Origin of the sequence: Noviherbaspirillum sp. L7-7A (assembly GCF_019052805.1) — a bacterium.
Lineage (GTDB): Bacteria > Pseudomonadota > Gammaproteobacteria > Burkholderiales > Burkholderiaceae_D > Noviherbaspirillum_A.
The window spans coordinates 1,577,070-1,595,602 of the sequence record NZ_JAHQRJ010000001.1; the positions used below are offsets into that span (position 1 = coordinate 1,577,070).

14 protein-coding genes are annotated in these 18,533 nt (G+C 63.8%); 4 read left to right on the plus strand and 10 right to left on the minus strand.

Annotation, left to right across the window (positions count from 1 at the left end):
- Positions 1-96: 96 nt before the first annotated feature.
- Together KTQ42_RS07130 and KTQ42_RS07135 are read left to right on the plus strand one after the other, a co-directional pair.
- Positions 97-894, plus strand: a complete 798-nt coding sequence (locus KTQ42_RS07130) for a YdcF family protein (protein ID WP_349292129.1) — start codon at positions 97-99, stop codon at positions 892-894.
- Positions 895-955: 61 nt separating this feature from the next.
- A complete protein-coding gene (locus tag KTQ42_RS07135) occupies positions 956-1,720 on the plus strand; it encodes a serine protease (RefSeq protein ID WP_217344885.1) in 765 nt (254 codons plus the stop codon).
- Between the two features lie 18 nt (positions 1,721-1,738).
- On the opposite strand, the gene KTQ42_RS07140 is transcribed toward KTQ42_RS07135, so the two are convergent.
- The 7 genes from KTQ42_RS07140 to KTQ42_RS07170 form a co-directional block, all read right to left on the minus strand.
- The gene (locus tag KTQ42_RS07140; RefSeq protein ID WP_194710977.1) at positions 1,739-1,963 is read right to left on the minus strand and encodes a hypothetical protein; all 225 of its coding nucleotides are present in this window, start codon (positions 1,961-1,963) and stop codon (positions 1,739-1,741) included.
- A gap of 211 nt (positions 1,964-2,174) precedes the next feature.
- Positions 2,175-3,617 carry a mannose-1-phosphate guanylyltransferase/mannose-6-phosphate isomerase gene (locus KTQ42_RS07145; protein WP_217344886.1) on the minus strand — a complete coding sequence of 481 codons (1,443 nt, stop codon included), beginning with the start codon at positions 3,615-3,617 and terminating at the stop codon, positions 2,175-2,177.
- A 154-nt stretch (positions 3,618-3,771) separates the two neighbouring features.
- Positions 3,772-5,025: a pyridoxal-dependent decarboxylase, exosortase A system-associated gene (locus KTQ42_RS07150; protein ID WP_217344887.1), complete on the minus strand. Its 1,254-nt coding sequence runs from the start codon at positions 5,023-5,025 to the stop codon at positions 3,772-3,774.
- Positions 5,022-6,608, minus strand: a complete 1,587-nt coding sequence (locus KTQ42_RS07155) for an acyl-CoA ligase (AMP-forming), exosortase A system-associated (protein ID WP_217344888.1) — start codon at positions 6,606-6,608, stop codon at positions 5,022-5,024. Before KTQ42_RS07155 ends, KTQ42_RS07150 begins: the two co-directional genes overlap by 4 nt.
- A gap of 10 nt (positions 6,609-6,618) precedes the next feature.
- Positions 6,619-7,971, minus strand: a complete 1,353-nt coding sequence (prsR, locus tag KTQ42_RS07160) for a PEP-CTERM-box response regulator transcription factor (RefSeq protein WP_217344889.1) — start codon at positions 7,969-7,971, stop codon at positions 6,619-6,621.
- Positions 7,968-10,061, minus strand: coding sequence for an XrtA/PEP-CTERM system histidine kinase PrsK (gene prsK, locus KTQ42_RS07165; protein ID WP_217344890.1), 2,094 nt, complete (start codon positions 10,059-10,061; stop codon positions 7,968-7,970). Before prsK ends, prsR begins: the two co-directional genes overlap by 4 nt.
- Positions 10,062-10,080: 19 nt before the next feature.
- A complete protein-coding gene (locus tag KTQ42_RS07170) occupies positions 10,081-11,478 on the minus strand; it encodes a TIGR03013 family XrtA/PEP-CTERM system glycosyltransferase (protein WP_217344891.1) in 1,398 nt (465 codons plus the stop codon).
- Positions 11,479-12,160: 682 nt separating this feature from the next.
- Between KTQ42_RS07170 and KTQ42_RS07175 the strand changes: the two genes are divergently transcribed.
- Entirely contained in the window at positions 12,161-13,174 is a 1,014-nt protein-coding gene (locus tag KTQ42_RS07175) for a GNAT family N-acetyltransferase (RefSeq protein ID WP_217344892.1), read from the plus strand.
- 93 nt (positions 13,175-13,267) lie between these two features.
- Here the strand turns inward: KTQ42_RS07175 and KTQ42_RS07180 are convergent, their stop codons facing one another.
- Genes KTQ42_RS07180 through KTQ42_RS07190 form a run of 3 tightly spaced genes read right to left on the minus strand, consistent with a single transcriptional unit; the run spans position 13,268 to position 15,233 of the window.
- Positions 13,268-14,137, minus strand: coding sequence for a hydrolase 1, exosortase A system-associated (locus tag KTQ42_RS07180; RefSeq protein ID WP_349292165.1), 870 nt, complete (start codon positions 14,135-14,137; stop codon positions 13,268-13,270).
- 5 nt (positions 14,138-14,142) lie between these two features.
- The gene (locus tag KTQ42_RS07185; protein ID WP_217344894.1) at positions 14,143-14,985 is read right to left on the minus strand and encodes a hydrolase 2, exosortase A system-associated; all 843 of its coding nucleotides are present in this window, start codon (positions 14,983-14,985) and stop codon (positions 14,143-14,145) included.
- A complete protein-coding gene (locus tag KTQ42_RS07190) occupies positions 14,985-15,233 on the minus strand; it encodes an acyl carrier protein (protein WP_217344895.1) in 249 nt (82 codons plus the stop codon). The genes KTQ42_RS07185 and KTQ42_RS07190 overlap by 1 nt, the downstream gene beginning before the upstream one ends.
- Before the next feature lie 458 nt (positions 15,234-15,691).
- Between KTQ42_RS07190 and prsT the strand changes: the two genes are divergently transcribed.
- Positions 15,692-18,472: an XrtA/PEP-CTERM system TPR-repeat protein PrsT gene (gene prsT / locus KTQ42_RS07195; RefSeq protein ID WP_217344896.1), complete on the plus strand. Its 2,781-nt coding sequence runs from the start codon at positions 15,692-15,694 to the stop codon at positions 18,470-18,472.
- Positions 18,473-18,533: the final 61 nt, after the last annotated feature.

Consider the following 18,533-nt stretch of genomic DNA (forward strand, 5'->3'; position numbering starts at 1 on the left):
AAATTTCGGCAAGGCTTTATTGCTGTTCCTGCTTGACGGCAATCGCACCCATGGTATCTACTTGGCGCGCATTTTCCGAAGGAGCGCAGGAACGCAATGAGCATGACCGCTGTGCTGGCATCGCTGGCTGATCTTCCCCGTGAACTGATACTGCCGCCCAGCAGCCTGTTTCTCCTGATGCTGCTCGGGCTGCTGCTGCGGCGCCGCTCGCCTGCAGCGGGCCGGGTGGTGTTCTATGGCGCCGTGGCCGCGCTGTTCGTCTTGTCCACTACAGCTGGTGCGCGGCTGTTCGTGGCGCCGCTGGAGCGGCTTACGGCGCCGCTTCAGGCTGTCCACAAGACCGGCGCCCAGGCCATCGTCGTGCTGGCTGCAGGCAGGCTGCGTGATGCGGCGGAATATGGCGGGCGGGACATCCCGGACTACATCGCGCTCGGACGGCTGCGCTATGCGGCACGGCTGCAGCGCGAGACCAGGCTGCCGGTGCTGGTTTCGGGCGGCAATGGCGCGGCTGAGGACAATGCCTGGTCCAAGGCCGATGCGATGGCTACGGCGCTGCGCGAGGATTTCGGCGTGCCGGTGAAGTGGATCGAAGGGAAGTCGAAAAATACGGCGGAGAACGCCAGCTTGAGCGCCGAAGTACTGCGGCCCGAAGCCGTCACGCGCGTCCTGCTGGTGACGGATGCGATGCACATGCCGCGTGCCCGCAATGCCTTCCAGCGCGCCGGACTGGTCGTGGTGGCCGCCCCTACCCTCTTCTTCAGCCATCCGCCGCTGGGCTTGTCGGCCTTCCTGCCCAGCGCGGAAGGCTTGCGGCAGTCCTGGTATGCGATTTATGAACTGATCGGCATTGCCTGGTATCGCTGGCGCTACCAGGCGGTTGGCGATGGAGGCTAACGCTGCCGCGCCAGGCGTATCCATGCAATTTCACTGTGTTTGCTTACCTGAGGGGTTTTCCATGTTTCTCCGTCGTCGCCGTGCCAGTCTGCTTGCAATCACGCTGCTGGCCGCGCTGCCTGTGCAGGCCCAGGAAATGGTCGACGTGATCAAGCGCGTCAAGCCGGCAGTCGTGGCCGTTGGCACCTTCCAGCAGACCCGCAGCCCGTCGGCCGATTTCCGTGGCACCGGTTTCGCGGTGGGAGACGGCCTGAGCGTGATCACCAATGCGCATGTGCTGCCGGCGGCGCTGAACACGGAGCAGAAGGAAATGCTGGGCATTATTACCGGGGAAGGCGCAGCGCCCGTGTTTCGCACGGCGACCATCGCGGCAGTCGACAAGGAACATGACCTGGCCCATCTGCGCATCAGCGGCGCGCCGCTTCCGGTGCTCAAGCTGCAGGATTCGGACAAGGTCGAGGAAGGCCAGATGCTGGGCTTTACCGGCTTCCCGCTCGGCATGCTGCTGGGAATGCGGCATGTGACCCACCGCGCAATGATGTCGGCCCATACGCCGCTGGCCATGCCGGCCTCCACCGCCAGCCGGCTCGATGCCAGGATGATTGCCCAGATCCAGCGCTCGCCGCTGATGGTATTCCAGCTCGATGCAACCGCTTATCCCGGCAACAGCGGCAGCCCGCTGTTCGATCCGGCCACCGGCGGCGTGGTCGGCATCATCAACATGGTCTATGTGAAGGGCGTGAAGGAAAACGCAATGAGCAACCCAAGCGGCATTGCCTATGCAATTCCGGGCAATTACATCAGCCGCCTGCTCCAGGCGAAGTAAGGCAAGGCGGCTGCGGACTCAGGCTTGCGGCCGGCGGCGTTCGGAGGGACGCAGCAGCACCCGCATCGCCACGTCCAGATGAATGAAGTTGTCCTTCAGGAAAGCGGCGGCATGCTCGACGCCGAACTGCTCCTGCAACAGGATGCCCACTTCGACGATGTGGGCGCTAAGGAAGTCGCGGCGGGCAAACCGGGTCGCCGCGGCGGGAATCGTGCTGATGGCAATCTGCTCTTGGGTAGTCATTATCGTGTCCATCCTCTCTCGGTGTCCGCCAAACCGGCGTCTTCCTGACCGGCTTGCCAGCAGCAAAGCCAATTGTAAAAGTCACAATTATTTCTTTGCTTACAAACTGTTACACAGAGGATTTAGCAATAAGCATGCCTACGGCGGAACCGCGTGAATTCAATCACTTGCAGTTCCGCAGTCATCAACCTGTAAAATTTTCCGACAGCAATTACTGCGTCTTGGACTCCGGCGCTCTTGCGTAAATGTCTTCGAAACGCACGATATCGTCTTCGCCCAGATAGCTGCCCGACTGCACTTCGATGATGTCCAGCGGCATCTTGCCCGGGTTCTCAAGGCGATGGGTCACGCCGATGGGAATATAGGTCGATTCGTTCTCGCTGAGCAGCTTCACGGTCTCGCCGCAGGTGATGCGGGCGGTGCCGCGCACCACAACCCAGTGTTCGGCCCGGTGGTGATGCATCTGCAGCGAAAGCTTCTCTCCCGGCTTGACCATGATGCGCTTGACCTGGAAGCGGCTGCCGGCGTCGATGCCCTCGTAATACCCCCAGGGCCGGTAGACGCGGGTGTGATTCAGGTGCTCGGTGCGTTCATTGCGCTTCAGGTGTTCGACCACCTTCTTCACGTCCTGCACATGGTTCTTGTGGGCCACCAGCACGGCATCGTCGGTTTCAACCACCACCAGGTCTTCCACGCCGATCAGCGCCACCATGCGGCTTTCGGAGCGTACCAGCGAGTTCTTCACCCGGTCGGTATAGACGTCGCCGCGCAGCACGTTGCCGTCGGCATCGCCCTGCTGCACTTCCCACAACGCCGACCAGGACCCGACATCGTTCCAGCCCAGCGAGGCTGGCACCACGACGGCATGCCTGGTGTGTTCCATCACCGCGTAATCGATTGAGTCGGACGGGCTGGCGGCAAATGCGTCGGCATCCAGGCGGCAGAAATCGAGATCGCCGTGGCGACCGGAAACCGCGGCTTCGGTCTGCTCGGCAATGCGCGGCTGGTACTGGCGCAGTTCGTCCAGATAGCGGGATGCCTCGAACAGGAACATGCCGCTGTTCCAGCTGTAGGCGCCGTCATCCAGGAACTGCTGGGCCGTGGCGGCATCCGGCTTTTCGACGAAGCGTTCGACGCTGAAGCAGCCATCGAAACCGGTCACCGGGCTGCCGCGGCGGATATAGCCGTAGCCTGTCTCCGGGCCGGTCGGCTCGATGCCGAAGGTCACCAGCGCGCCCTGGCCGAGCGCCACGTCGAGCGCCCTTTGCACGGCGGCGTGGAAGGCATCGACGTCGCCGATCACATGGTCGGCCGGAAGCACCAGCATCACCGCTTCCTTGTCGCGGGCCAGCAGGAAATGGGCGGCTGCGGCCACCGCCGGCGCGGTATTGCGGCCTTCCGGCTCCAGCAGTATGCCGGTCGGCTTGATGCCAATTTCGCGCAACTGCTCCGCCACCAGGAAGCGGTGCTCGTCGCCGCATACCAGAAGCGGCGGCTGCAGCTCGGGCCAGCTGGCCACCCGCAACGCAGTTTCCTGCAGCATGGTTTTTTCGGAGGCGAGCGGCAGCAGCTGCTTGGGTAGCGCTGCCCGGGACAGCGGCCATAAGCGGGTGCCGTATCCGCCGGACAGGATCACTGGGTAGATATTGGCCATCGCGTGGCTCCTTTCAGGTTAATGCGCTGATCGCGCAATTTTGTAAATTCTGTTATGAACGTTTGTAACTTTTTTAGTATGGAAACATACCGACGAAAATATTCGATTAACGTCCGCTTCAACGCGTCCTACTCAAGCTTCCGCACCGTTTCGGCTACACCAGCACTTCCCCGGCCGGCGGCCTGCTCAGAAAGCCGGACGGGCTTGCGGTCGGTCCATAGGCGCCTGACTGGAACACGGCCACCAGGTCGCCGACATCGGCGCGCGGCAGCGGCATGCGGTCGGCCAGGATGTCGAGCGGCGTGCACAGCGGTCCGACGATGTTGACGATTTCGGTGTCATCCTCAGCGGCTTCCATGCGGCTGGCGATCGCCACCGGGTAGTTCTTCCGGATGACCTGGCCGAGGTTGCCGGACGCCGCCAGCTGATGATGCATGCCGCCGTCCGTGACCAGGAAGGTCTGGCCGCGCGACACCTTGCGGTCGGTCACCCGGCTGATATAGACGCCGGCCTCGCCCACCAGGTAGCGTCCGAGTTCGATGGCGACATGGGCTTCGGGCAGGGCGTCCTTCACCCGCGGCAGCCAGGCTTCGAGGTTGTCGGCAATCGGATGCAGGTCCAGCGGCTGTTCGCCGGGAAAATAGGGAATGCCGAAGCCGCCGCCAATATTGAGCAGGCGGATCGTGCCCGGCGCATGGTCGGCCAGGCGCTGGGCCAGCTGGAAAGTCTGGCTCTGGGCATCGGCGATGGTGCCGGCGGACAGGCTTTGCGAGCCGCTGAAGATCTGCAGGCCGTGAAAGTCCAGGCCGAGCGCGCCGATCTCGCGCAGCAGCGCCGGCGCTTCCTCGGCATCGACGCCGAACTGGCGCGCGCCGCCGCCCATCTTCATGCCGGAGGATTTCATCTCGAAGTCCGGGTTGATGCGCAAAAGCGCCTTCGGCCGGATGCCCAGCGCCTCGCCGATGCGGGCCGCGCGCCGCGCTTCGCCAGGCGACTCCAGGCTCAGCACCACGCCGGCGGCCACCGCCTGGCTGAGTTCGGCATCGGTCTTGCCGGGGCCGGCAAAGCTGACCTCGGCCGCATCCATGGGCGTATCGAGCGCCACCCGCATTTCGCTGGCGGAGGCGACGTCGAAGCCGTCGACCAGGCCGGCCATGTGCTGCACCAGGGCCGGCATCGGGTTGGCCTTGACCGAATAATGCAGCTCGATTGCCGCCGGCAGGCTGGCGCGCAGGTGCGCCACGCGGCTGGTCAGCAGGCTGCGGTCGTAGGCGAAAAACGGCGTGGCGCCAACGCGCTGGGCCAGCCGGGTGACGGCAATGCCGCCCACCATCAGGCAGTTGTTCTCGGTCTGGAAATGGGTCTGCGGTGCATGCACCGGGCGGATATTGCGGGGATTGCTCATCATGCCTGCTTCTTCAGTTGCGGGACCGCCAGCTCGGCTTGCAGCAGCTTGCGGTCGATCTTGCCATTCGGGTTGCGCGGCAGGCTGTCGTGCCTGATCACGATCGTGGCCGGCACCATGTAGCCAGGCAGGGCGCGCCGGCAGGCGGCCGTCAGGCTGTCGGCGCTGATGCTGGCGTCCGGCAGCGGCACGGCCACCACGGCGATTGCCTGGCCCAGCGTCGGATGCGACAGGCCCACCGCAGCCGCCTCCAGCACGCCGCCGGCGCCGTAGATCACCTCTTCCACTTCGGTCGGGCTGACCCGGTAGCCAGAGACCTTGATCATGTCGTCGCTGCGGCCAACCCAGTACAGGAAGCCTTCGGCATCCATGCGCACGGTGTCGCCCGACCACACGGCGATCTCGGGCAGCGGCAGGCCGGCCTCGCCGCCGGGCGCGGGACGAAAGCGCTCGGCGGTGCGGGCCGGATCGTTCCAGTAACCCAGCGCCACCAGCGCGCCGCGATGCACCAGCTCGCCCGGCTCGTCCGGGTCGCACGGGCTGCCGTCGGGCCGCACCACCATCACTTCTGCGTTGGGGATCGCGCGGCCGATCGAGTCGGGCCGCCGTTCCAGTTCCGATGGCGGCAGATAGGTCGAGCGGAAGGCTTCGGTCAGGCCGTACATCAGGTAGATCTCGGCCTGCGGCAGCAGCCTGCGCAATGCGGACAGCGCCGTGCGCGGCATGGCGCCGCCGGAATTGGTGAGATAACGCAGGGTTCCGGCCTCCGGCCATTCCAGCTGCGACAGCTGGATCCAAAGCGGCGGCACCGCGGCCAGGCCGGTGATGCGCTCGCGCGCCACAGCGCGCACGATGTCGCGCGGCAGCAGGTAATTGATCAGCACCACGCAGGCGCCGGACAGGAAGGCGGTGGTCAGCTGCGACAGGCCGTAGTCGAAGCTCAGCGGCAGTACCGACAGGATGCGGTCGTCGGCACGGTTATGCAGGTAGGCCGCGACGCTGCGGGCGCCGGTCACCAGGTTGCGGTGCGACAGCACCACGCCCTTGGGCTGGCCGGTGCTGCCCGAGGTATAGAGAATGGCGGCGACATCGGCATCGATGCGGCGGTGGCGCTGCCGCGGCGGCGCGGCCAGCGGCAGTTCCGCCGCCGGCACCAGGCGCACGCCGGGCGGCAGCGCGGCAGCGGTGGCCTGGCCGGTGACAATTACCGTGTGCAGGCTGGCGCAGCCGGCCAGCGCCGGCGCCAGCGCGGCCAGCCGCTCGGCCGAGGTCACCAGGATGCGCACGCCGCAGTCGGCCAGGATATAGGCCACCTGCTCGGCCTTGAGCAGCGGATTGACCGGCACGAACACCGCGCCGGCGTCGGCCGCGCCAAACAGCGCGGCCACCGTCTCGGCCCGCTTTTCCAGGTAGACGGCAACCCGCTCGCCGGCGCCGATGCCATGCGCCAGCAGCGCCTGCGACCAGGTTTCCACTTCACGCGCCAGCTCGGCATAGGTGAGCCGGCGCTCGCCATACACCAGCGCTTCGGCTTCCGGCGCACGTACCGCCGAGGCCTGGATGAAGTCGCTTACGAACAGACTCATCGTGCCCTGCCTACTTGATGCCGTGCCGGCTCATCAGGTCGTACAGCGTCGGGCGGCTAACGCCGAGCAGCTCGGCGGCGCGCACGATATTGCCGTCGACCCGGGCCAGGGCCTTGATGATGGCCTTGTACTCGGCTTCATCGCGCACCTGGCGCAGGTTCATGAATTCATCGGTGGCGGGCGAGTCGCCCAGGCCAAGGTCGTCGGCCACGATCTGCGGGCCGTCGGCCATGATGACTGCGCGCTTGATGATGTTTTCCATCTCGCGCACATTGCCCGGCCACGGATGGGCCTCGATCATCGTCATGGCATCCTCGCTGAAATTGAGCGACGAGCGGCCTTCCTGGCTGCAGAAGCGGTTTTTGAAATGATGCGCCAGCAGCGCGGCGTCGCCGATGCGGTTGCGCAGCGGCGGTATCGTGATCACGATTTCCGAGAGACGGTAATACAGGTCTTCGCGGAAGCGGCCGGCGCTGGCCAGCTCCTTCAGGTTCTGGTGCGTCGCGCAGACGATGCGCACGTCCACCGCAATCTCCTCGCGTCCGCCGATGCGCTCGATCACCCGCTCCTGCAGGAAGCGCAGCAGCTTGGCCTGCAGCGGCATCGGCAGGTCGCCAACCTCGTCGAGGAAGAAGGTGCCGCCGTTGGCGGTCTCGATCTTGCCCAGGGTCTGCTTGGCAGCGCCCGTGAAGGCGCCCTTTTCATAGCCGAACAGCTCGGACTCGAGCAGGTTTTCCGGGATGGCCGCGCAATTGATCGCAACGAAGCGCTTGTCGGCGCGCGGGCTCAGCTGGTGCAGGGCTCTCGCCAGCACTTCCTTGCCGGTGCCGCTCTCGCCCAGCAGCATCACGCTGGCCGACGTCGGCGCCACCTTCTCGATGCTGCGGCAGACCTTGAGCATGCCCGGATCGCGGCTGATCACGCCTGCCATCGGCGAGTCGGCCTGGTTCAGCAGGATCTTGCGGTTTTCCTTCTGCAGCGCATGCAGGTAGAAGGCGCGGTTGATCACCAGCGACAGCATTTCCGGATCGAAGGGCTTGTGATGGAAGTCGTAGGCGCCCAGGCCGATGGCCTTGACCGCGTTGGCGCGGTCCTGGTTGCCGGTCAGGACGATGATCTTGGCGTCGGGGGTGAGCGACAGGATCTGCTGCAGCGTGGCAAAGCCCTCGGTGGCGCCATCCGGATCGGGCGGCAGGCCGAGGTCCATGGTGATCACGGCCGGCTCGTGCCGGCGCACCATGGCCAGCGCCGCTTCGCGGTCGCCCGCCACCAGAACGTCATAGTCGTCCAGGCTCCAGCGCAACTGCTTCTGCAGGCCCGGATCGTCTTCGATGATAAGCAGATGTTTCTTAGACTGGCTCACGCCGACTCCTCTTGCTGTTCGTCTTGCTGCTGCGCGGCCCGTTGGCCGTTCAGCGGTAATGTAATGATGAAGCTGGTGCCCTCGCCCTGTCGGCTCTTCACTTCCAGCTGTCCGCCCAGTTCCTGCACATATTCCCGGCTTTCAAATACGCCCACGCCCATGCCGGCGGACTTGGTGGTCTCAAACGGCTTGAACAGCCGGTCGCGGATGAATTCCGGGCTCATGCCGGTGCCGTTGTCGGCAACCTCGATGACGGCATTGCCGCCATCGCGGCGCAATCGTACCAGCACCCGGCCGTCGCGGCCGCAGGCCTCGATCGCATTCTGGATCAGGTGGCCTACCACCCTTTCCATGCGGCCCCAGTTGGCCAGCAGGGTCAAGCCGGTGTCGGCCAGTTCCAGCGTCGGCTTGGGTTCGAATTGCGATTTCAGCGCCACTGCCTGGCTTAGCAGTTTATCAAGGGAAAGCGGCGCCGGCCCCTCGATGGAGTCGCTGCTGTTGAGCTTGTGCAGCAGCAGTTTCATTTTCTTCACCGAATTGTCCAGGGTTTCCATCATGTCCTTCTGGAATTCGGGATTGTTCTTGTGCTTTTCGGCATTGGACACCAGGAGCGAGAGCTGAAAGATCAGGTTCTTCAGGTCATGCACGATGAAGGTGGACATCCGGTTGAACGATTCGAACTGGCGCGCCACCATCAGCGCATTGGCCGTCTGCTGCTGCGCCAGGTAACTGGCGGCCTGGTTGCCGGCGATCTTCAGCAGGTCCGTCACTTCCCAGTCCAGCACGATGCGGCTGCGCGGCTGGGACAGCACCACGAAGCCCAGCAGGCTTTCATGCATGATCAGCGGCACCACCAGCCAGGCCCGGTCCAGGCCCGCCAGCCAGTCTGGCAGCTTCAGGTGTTCATATTTTTCCGGGTCTTCACGCAGTTCACCGAGATCGATGACCCACTGCCGCTGTTCCAGGAACTGGCAGAACGGGCTGCCGGCCGGCTCGCTGCCGGCCGCATCCGGCATGTGCCACTGGGCTTCCATGCTGTAGCTGCCGCCGTTGTTGAGCCAGAGCGCGCCGGTCGGGCTCTCGACCAGGTCGGCGATGGCCTGTATCGCCCGTTCGCCCAGTCCCGGCCCCTTGGTCGACAGGGTGCGGGTAAAACGCAGCCATTCCTCGCGGTAGTCGTAGTTGTAGTTGTAGAAGTTCTTGCTGATGAACACCTTGAGCCGCGAGCGCACGGTGCCTGAGAACACGATGCCGGCCAGCAGCGCCAGGGCGGCGGCGAAGAAGGTGACCTGCATCACCGCGCCCCAGCTGCCGCCAAAGAACTTGAGCCAGTAGCCGGCCAGGGCCATCAGCAGCAGATAGAGCGCCGCACCGAACACGGCAGCCGAGTGGAAAATCACCCGGCGCGACACCGCGATGTCCAGCGACCATTTCGGATTGCGCGCCGCGGAGACAGCAATCAGCGGCACGGCAAGCGCATTGACCATGCCGCGCGCGGCCCAGATCTCCGAACTCAGCGAGCGGAACAGCATGGCGTCGCTGTAGAGATAGAAGTCGTAGATGAACAGGCCGCCAATGCCGAGGCAGGCGAACTTGATGGCCCAGCGTTCCTGCGGCGGCGTGCTGCGGTAAAGCTGCTCGACCAGCAGCATGCCGATCACGGCCAGCGCCACCCGCCCAACGAAGTTGAACATGAAGTAGACCAGCGCATCGACATCCCGCGCAATCCAGCGGGTGTAGACGGTGCCGACCGCGCAGAGCAGATACAGCGACACCAGCCCCGGCAAGGCGAGCTTGGATTGCAGCGCCGGCGTGCCGCTGGTCTTGCGGTAGGGGTTCAGCACCAGCAGCAGGAAGCCGGTCCAGGCTGCGTCGCGCGCCAGTTCCAGGACGTCGGAAAACAGCGAGAGCTGCACGCCTTGCGTGGCCTGTTGCGCCACCAAGCCGGCCCATGCCGCGGTCAGGCCGCTGGCAACCGCCAGCGCAATGCCATGCAGCCGGCCGCGCCAGCTTGTCACCATCAGCAGCGTCAGCAGGAGGAAGGCCGCCGCCGCGATGCCGTAACTGACCGCGATGACGTTGACTACCATGGCGCTGACCTCGCCAGATTCACCTGCTGCCTTTGCTCAGGAGCACCACCTGCAGCGTATCGAGCAGGATCAGCAGGTCCAGGAACAGGCTGTTGTTCTTCACGTAATAGAGGTCGTACTGCAGCTTCTGCACCGCGTCTTCCACCGAGGCGCCGTACTGGTAACGCACCTGGGCCAGGCCGGTGATGCCCGGCTTGATGCTATGGCGCATATTGTAGTAAGGCACCTGCTCGCACAGCTGCTCGACGAAGTATGGCCGCTCCGGACGCGGGCCGACGAAGCTCATGTCGCCCTTGATGACATTCAGTACCTGGGGAATCTCGTCGATGCGCAGCTTGCGTATCACTCGTCCAACCCTGGTGGTACGCGTATCGCCGGTCTTGGCCCATACCGGCGCGCCCTCCTTCTCGGCGTCGGTGCGCATGCTGCGGAATTTCAGCACCATGAAGGTGTTGCCGTCCTCGCCCACCCGCTCCTGCCGGTAGAAAATCGGCGAACGGTCTTCCAGCCAGATCAGCAGTGCGGTGACTGCCGTCACCGGCAGCGTGCCGATCAGGATCAGCAGGCTGGCAAACAGGTCGAATGCCCGCTTGACCAGGCTGCGCATGAAAGTCTGGTCAAAGCCGCTGCCGAACACGAACCAGCTTGGCTGCAGGGAATCGACCCGGATCTGACAGGCTTCACGTTCGAAGAAGGTGGCCGAATCGATCACCTTGATGCCGTTGAGCTTGCAGTCCAGCAGCTCGCGGATGGGGAATGCGCCGCCGCGGCGGTTCTGCACCGCCACCACGATTTCCGATGCATTGTGTTCGCTGGCAATGGCCACCAGCGACCTGCCCACGGGCAGGATGGCGCCGCCAGCCACGGCCGGGGCTTCGTCCGGCATGGGCACGAAGCCCACCACGTCATATTTGTGATAGCCGCCATTGTTGCTGGCCAGGTCGGCGCATTCCTTGGCCAGCGAACCGGCGCCCAGGAACAGGATGCGCGACTCCAGCAGGCGCGACTCGGACGACTTGAACAGCACTACCCTGACCACCAGGATGCCGCAGGCGGCAAACGCCAGCATCAGCATCAGGATGCCGCGACCGAAATAGAAGCTCGGCATCATGTAGAACACGAAGGCCGTCAGCACGAAGCCCAGCAGGAAGGAAGGCATCATGCGCAGCAGGGTATTGCGCAGTCCTTCGCGGAAGTCATGCTGGTACATGCCCAGCGCCGTCATCGCAAACACCATGGACAGGGCGAATGCCATGGCCGATGGCAGGAACTGATGGTCGTCGGTGCGGAAGAAACCGCCTTCACCGGGCAAACGGACCGCCGCTGCCAGGTAGGCGGACGCAATGAGGATCGCTATCTCGATAATCAGCAATGCAGATGCAATCTTCGATACGTAGTGATTAGAAATTTTTAACACTTTTTCTACTCCAGACTCATACCAGCGCGCTCCCTTCGGGGCGGCCCGGTCAATGCAGGTCAAAGCCATGCTGCCGACGCGATCGGGGAGCAACATGACCAATCACAACAATATTTATTTCCTAAAATAAATATTACTATGAAGAAACGAATTATCCAAGAAGCATTTAAACACAGAACATTCGCCCGGCCGGCAATACATGCTGCAGTGCATCAAGCAATGCCAGGCTTATTGCGGCTTTCGATATTCGATTGTCGCATCGATGCGACTCACAGATATCAAAAAGTCACTAGATTTCCGAACTGCATCAAACTTTCTTGGCATTAGAATAAGACTGTGGACTATCGGGCGGCATTCCGTAATTGTTTCAGGCAGGCTCGATATAGCGCAAACCTTGCGCGGCGCATCACAATAAATTTCCATTAAGCATCATCATGACCGCCCAATATTTCGACAAGCGCACATAATAGCCATATGACAAGTCTTGGCAAGAATTGAATGTCAAATAATTGATTATTAGCAATATTCAATTCAGGCTTTCCGCCCACTGTTACGCTACCTTTTCCCACGACTTATTCCATGCACCCTACTATCGATGTTCGTCGCTGAAACCTATCCACGCTTTTCCGATCTGCCCATGCAGGCGTCGGCGTTGTTCGAACAGTCGCTTACAAAGAGAGGCTTGTTCTTCGGCCTCCCATGGTTCACTCACCTCGCTGCGAGTGGCCTGGAAGGCGACGCCCTGCTCCGCCTGTATGGCGTACGCGAGAAGGACGATGGCAACACGGTTTTGATGCTGCCCATGCGCGAGCTTTCTGCACGTTACGGCGTGCGGCGCCTGGAAGGCCTGTCCAACTGGTATAGCTCGCTTTATGGCATCGTCGGCGAGGTCCAGGCTAACCGGCACCAGGCGATCAGCGCACTCGTGGCGGCAATTGCAGCCGAACGGCCGCGTTGGGACGTCCTGGACCTGCATCCGCTGGATCCGGCAGACCCCTCCTTCGCAGCATTGCTGCAGGCGCTGAATGCGGCGGGCATGGCGACGCAGCGCTATTTCTGCTTTCACAACTGGTATCTCGATGTCGCCGGACGCTGTTACGACGATTACGCGGCCGGACTACCGTCGCGCCTGAAGAACACGCTCAAGCGCAAGGGACGGCAACTGGAAAAGTCCGGGCGTGCGCGGTTCGACATCGTGACCGGCGGCGAGCAGCTGGAAAGCGCGATTGCCGCTTATGAGAAGGTGTATGCAGCGAGCTGGAAGTCGCCCGAGCCTTCACCGGAATTCATGCCGGGCCTGATGCGGCTTTGCGCCGGCCAAGGCTGGCTGCGGCTGGGAATAGCGACCGTGGATGGCGAACCGGCCGCGGCGCAGCTCTGGATCGCCTGCGCCGGCGTCGCCTCGATCTACAAGCTGGCCTATGACGAACGGTTCGCCAGCCTCTCGGTCGGCTCCCTGCTCACTGAACGGCTGATGCGCCATGTGATCGATATCGACCGGGTGCGCGAAGTCGATTACCTGACCGGGGACGATGCCTACAAGCGCGACTGGATGTCGCACAGTCGCGAGCGCTGCGGGATCATTGCGTTCAATCTGCGCTCGGTGCGCGGCATCGCGGCCGCCATTGTGCACCTGGGCGGCGGCTGGCTGAAAACCGGCCTGCGCCGGCTGCGTGGCGGAGCGGTTGCGCCATAGGGCGTGTCGCTGACTGCAGCAGGAGGTCATGAAGCGGCCATAACAGAACAGGCTCTGGCAGGAACGCCACCAGCCTGCCGCCGCCGTGAGGCTTTACCAGCGCCGCAGCCAGTCGGCTGTCCAGCGCGCCACCTGGTCGCGCCATTCCATGCGGGAAAAAGTATGGTCGGCATCCCGCAGTCGTTCGCGGGCTACGCGCTTGCCACGCATCACCCGGCGCCATCCGCGGCCGGAGGCAAGCGCCTCGAATTCACGGGCGGTGAGATCGGCGCCGCTGGTAATGAACAGCGTATGGCCGCGAAATCGCGAATACCCGTCCAGCATCTTTTCCGGCAGGCCGGGACTGACGGCTTGCGCGGCCTCCCCTGGCTGGCTGGTTGCCGGTGCCGGTGCCGAGGTGCCACGCGCCGCCTTGCCAAGCAGCCCGCGGAACGAACGCAAGGCCGCAGCCAGGTCGAAGCGGCCGGCCGCAATCTTCGTCCACAGTCCCCGGTCGAACAGCCTGGAAAGGTAATAGTGCCGCAGGTAGGCACGCGCCGCGCCTTCCTCGGTGCGGGCCCAGGGATTGAGCAGGACCATGCCGGTCACCCGCTGGTCCCGGTGCGCATAGAACATGGCTGCCGATGCGGCGTCGCACAAGCCCCAAAGCACCACTTCCCTTGTACCGGGCACTTCGGTGAAGAACGTGTCGATGGCGGCGCACAGGTCCGCCTCCACGTCGGAAAAATCACGGGGATCGCCTTCGCTGTCTCCCATGCCGCGATAGTCGAATCGCAGCACCGGCACGCCCTGCGACGCCAGTTCGCGGGCCAGCAGGGTGAACTGGCGATGGCTGCCGACCCGGTATTGCGGACCGCCGACGACCATCACCACGCCCCGTGCCGACAGCGGCACGTTTGCCGGCAGCGACAGCACGCCGTACAGCCAGCAACCTTCGCAATGAAAACCGATGCCGCGCTCCACGATGTTCAAGCCGGCTCCTTCATCAGCAGGGCCAGGCTGGCATCGAGCAGCGCGGGCGCCTCGGTAATTTCCTGGCTGCTCCAGAAAGCGGGCCCGTGTATGGTCTGCGTCGACAGCTGCCAGCCCTGCTCCACGCAGCGCGCCGCAGCCGCGGCACGCGCCTGCGGCATGGCGCGCCCGGCTTGCGGCACCACATCCAGCCACTGCACCGCGCATTCCGGCCGGACCATGCCGGCCAGCGCAATGTCATCAATGGCTGCCGCCAGCGCCGGCGCCAGGGCATAGCCCGCGATTTCCAGGGCGGCGCCCTCGGCCAGGCGGCGCCGCAGCGCATCGACGCCGCCTGCCTCGCCTTTGCCGGCGGCCAGCATGTCGGCTGCCAGCTTCAGCCGAAGAAACTGGGTCAGGTAGGCGGCCCCGTCGGTCACCGGCTGCCATAGCAGAAGCGAGGCCAGATCGTTCCGCTTCCGGGCAACATCGAGCGCCAGCAAGGCACCTAGCCGCAGCCCCCATAGTGTCGGCGCAATGTCGGCCTGGGTGCGTAGCCAGGCCAGCGCGCATTCGGCATCGGCGCGCCAGATGTCCCAACGCGCATCGGCGGCATCGCCTTCGCTGTCGCCGCATCCGTAAAGATCAAGCTGGAGTACGCCGATGCCGTGCTGCGCCAGCAGCCGCGCCTGACGCGCCACCATGCGGCGCGACTTGTTCATTTCCTCGGCATGGGCCGGCAGGTGCAGCACCATGCCGCGGGTGGCGCCCTGCGGCGGGTGGTAGAGACAGAAACGTTTGCCGGGCTTGGCTTGCAGGAAAAACGGGCGCGCCGGCGGATGGCTGGGCGCGGCCGGCATCAGGCAAGTTTCCGGTCGACGAACGCGGTCAGGCTGCCCAGGGTGTCGAAAACTTCAGCGCTGATCTCGTCGTCGGCGATGCTGAAACCGTATTGTTCTTCCAGCGCGGTGATCAGGTTGATCACCGCCATCGAGTCCAGCTCCGGGATCGCGCCCAGCAGGAGGCTGTCCGCTTTCAGGGCGGCGCCGCGTTCACCCAGGCCCAGGGTGTCGCTGACGAGGTTTTTAACTTCTTCGAGTGAATGCATGCTGCTGTTGCCATCCTGTAACTACGAACGTCTGAAAAATATATCCAACGATCTCTGACCGGGTTTGCCGGCGAAATCCCAATGGCAGGGCTTCAAGCTGCAGTACCCAAGCCATCCTGTCAGGCGTTCTGTGATTGATCTGATAACGATAAGCCGGGATCATACATGATGGAATCAGGGATGGTGATTGGCCGCCAGTCTCCCTCGGCAGCCGTTATCTGCGTTTCCTCAAAACAAGTGCAATTCTATAAAGAATCGTGTTACAAGGCCGGGCGGTTGGTGTACTCTCATGCCAAACTGATTCAAGGCAGTCATCGGTCACCGCACAGCTCAATACATCCCCGCAGGAACACGCGTCATACCTGCACGATCCGGCAGCGGTGCGCCCTGCCTGCCAGAATGCGTCATCAAGATCGGTGTGCCGGTAACGCTGCCACACCAAGTTCAGAGGAAAAGTCATGCCAAGTAAGAAAACGAAGCTGGCCACATCGGCCGCCGTAATGTCCGGAATCCTGCTGCTCGGCGGCAGTCTTGCAGGCTGCGGCCGCAGCGACAGCCCGGAAGCGCTGGTAGCGGAAGCTGCCCAGTACCGTCAGAAGGGCGACCAGAAGGCCGCCATCATCCAGCTGAAGAATGCGCTGCAGAAAAAGCCGGATGACGCCGAGGCGCGCTTCCTGCTGGGCAGCATCTACAACGAGTCGGGCGACCCCTTGTCGGCCGAGAAGGAAATCCGCCGCGCGATGGACCTGGGCCTGGCAAAGGACAAGACCGCGCCCCAGCTCGCCAGGGCATTGATGGCGCAGGGCAAGCAACAGGAAGCGCTCGACGCGCTCACTGCCGCCGGCAGCCTGAACGACGCCGGCGCGCAGGTCATCCGCGGCGACGCCTACACCGCGCTGAACAAGATCCCCGAAGCCAAGGCTGCCTATAACGACGCGCTGAAGATCACGCCCGACACGCCGCTGGCGCTGGTTGGCCTGGCCCGCATCGCCTATGCCGAAAAGGATGTGGCCGGCGCTACCCGGATGATCGACCAGGCAGTGGCCAAGAATCCGCAGAACACCGAGTCGCTGATTGCCAAGGCCGACCTGCTGCGCGCCCAGAACAAGAATGACGAGGCCATGGCGGCTTATGATGCGGCGATCAAGATCAAGCCCGACAACGTGCAGAACCGCATCGCCAAGGCCAACCTTGAAATTGCGATGAAGCGCTTCGACGAGGCCAAGGCCGAGATCGAGGCTGCCCGCAAGCTCTCGCCCGGATCGCCCAGCGTCAGCTATGCGCAGGCCCTGCTGGACTTCAGCCAGAACAATCACAAGCAGGCGCTGGAGTCGATCCAGCAGGTGCTCAAGGTCGCGCCCGATCACCTGCCCAGCCTGCTGCTGGCCGGCGCCATCCAGTTTGCGCTGGGCTCCAACGAGCAGGCCGAACGCAACGTCAAGCGCTATATCGATGCCAACCCCGGCAATCCGTATGCCACCAAGCTGCTGGCATCCATCCTGCTGAAGAACAACGACCCGCAGCGCGCGCTGGCGGTGCTCGGCCCGATGATGCAGCAGACCCAGTCCGACCCGCAGATGCTGAGCCTGGCCGGCGAGTCCTACATGAAGTCCAGGGACTACCAGAAGGCCACCGAGTATTTCGAGAAGGCCACCACGCTGGCGCCGCAGGCGCCGATGATCCGCACCGCGCTGGGCATGAGCAAGCTGGCGCAGGGCGAGAATGCCAGCGGCATGGCCGAGCTCGAAATGGCCAGCAACCTCGACACCAAGAATACCCAGCCAGGCATGCTGCTGGTGATGAACCATTTGCGCCTGAGGGAATACGACCAGGCGCTTGCCGCGGTGAAGAAGCTGGAAAAGGAACAGCCGAACGACGCCACCGTCAAGACGCTCAAGGGCAATGTGCACCTGGCCCGGCGCGAGTTCCCGCAGGCGCGCACCAGCTTCGAGGAAGCGGCCAAGCTGCAGCCGACCTACTTCGCGCCGGTGGTGAACCTGGCGCAGGTCGACGTGGCCGAGAAGAAGCCCGATGCCGCCAAGGCGCGCATCGAGGCCTTCATCGAAAAGGACAAGAACAACGTCGAGGCCATCACCGCGCTGGCCAGCCTGGCCAAGTCGCAGGGCAAGAATGACGAAGCCACCGCGCTGTACGAGCGCGCCGCCAATGTCAACGCCAATGATTTGCCGGCCGCCCTGCGCCTGGGCAACCACTACCTGCAGATCAATGACAAGCAGAAGGCGCAGGCGCTGGCGCAGCGGCTGCTGGTGAGCAGTCCGAGCAGCCCGGAAGTGCTGGACTTCTCCGGCCAGGCCGCGCTGATCAATGGCGACAAGGATGGCGCGCTCGACACCTACCGCAAACTGGCTGGCCTGGTGCCGAATTCGGCGCTGGCGCAGTACCGCATCGCCACGGTGCAGATGCTGATGCAGAACCAGGGCGCGGCCATCGACTCGCTCAAGAAAGCGGTTTCCCTGAAGCCGGACTACCTGGAAGCCCAGGTTGCGCTGGCGGCGGTGCAGGCACGCACCGGCAAGCCGCAGGACGCGCTGGCCACCGCGCGCGAGATCCAGAAGCAGTTGCCCAAGCTGCCGGTCGGCTATTCGCTCGAAGGCGACCTGATGATGCTGCAGCAGAAACCGGCAGACGCCATCAAGCCGTATGAACAGGCAATGGCGGCCAATGGCGGCAATGCGGTGCTGGTCAAGCTGCACGAGGCGCTCACCAAGGCCGGTCGCGCCAAGGACGCCGATGCCAAGGTGGCGGCCTGGCTGAAGGATCATCCGCAGGACACCGCGGTGCGCCTGCATATGGCCACGATGAGCCTGAACAACAATGACAGCAAGAGCGCCATCGAGCAGTTCCAGGCTGTGCTGAAGCAGGAGCCGAACAACGTCGGCGCGCTGAACAACCTGGCAATGGCCTACCAGGCGCAGAAGGATGCGCGCGCGGTGGAGTATGCGGAGAAGGCGCTGGCGCTGGCGCCGAACAATCCGGCGGTGATGGATACGCTGGGCTATATCCTGGTGGAGCGCGGCGACATCAAGCGCGGCCTGCCCTACTTGGAAAAGGCCGCCGCAGCCGCGCCCGCTGCAGTCAACATCCGCTACAACCTGGCGATGGCCCAGATGAAGGCGGGCGACAAGGAAGCCGCCCGCAAGAACCTGGAGGAAGTCATCGCCAAGGGCGGCGCATCAGGCAAGGCGGAGGAAGCCAAGGCCGCGCTGAAGACGCTGTAATAGCAGTCGATCGGCAAAATAAGATGGCGCCCCCGGGCGCCATTTGTCATTGCATCACCGG